Source organism: Mesorhizobium sp. M7A.F.Ca.US.005.03.1.1 (genome assembly GCF_003997975.1).
In the GTDB taxonomy this organism is placed as follows: domain Bacteria; phylum Pseudomonadota; class Alphaproteobacteria; order Rhizobiales; family Rhizobiaceae; genus Mesorhizobium; species Mesorhizobium ciceri.
The window spans coordinates 1-458 of the sequence record NZ_RZRO01000226.1 but is presented as its reverse complement, the minus strand read 5'-3'; the positions used below and the strand labels follow the sequence as shown (position 1 = coordinate 458).

1 protein-coding gene is annotated in these 458 nt (G+C 62.2%); it reads right to left on the bottom strand.

The window, feature by feature from the left end; translation table 11 throughout:
- On the bottom strand, nt 1–458 hold a 458-nt coding region (locus EN990_RS35680), incomplete at both ends, for a DUF5801 repeats-in-toxin domain-containing protein (protein ID WP_245469248.1).

Below are 458 nucleotides of genomic sequence, written 5' to 3'. Positions count from 1 at the left end.
TGCCTGTGGCGTTCGCCAGATAGCCTTCGACCTCGCCGCTGGCGTTGAGGCGCAGCAGGATGTTGTCGCCGCTGAGCGTGTCGTCGAGGCCGCTGTCGACACCGGGGCTCTTGACGTCGAGCGCATAGGTGACGCCGTCGAGGCCATCGGCGCCGGCGTCGACGCTGAAGACCGGCGCGAAGCTTGCCGACGCTGTATCGGGAATGTCGGTATCGTCGGTAATCAGCGGCGAAACAGTGCCGTCCGCTGTCACCGCCGGCCCGTCATCGTCGAAGTTGATGAAGGAGCCGACCTCTTCGCTGTGGGCGTTGGTGTTCGTCGTCGAGAAATGGAACTCGGAGATATCGAGCCCTTCGTTTGAATCGACCGATGATACCTGCAGCCGATCCATTGGGCTGCTGGTGATGACATCGACGGTGGTGACGTTGTCGAGTCCGGTGATGGTGACTATGCCCGTG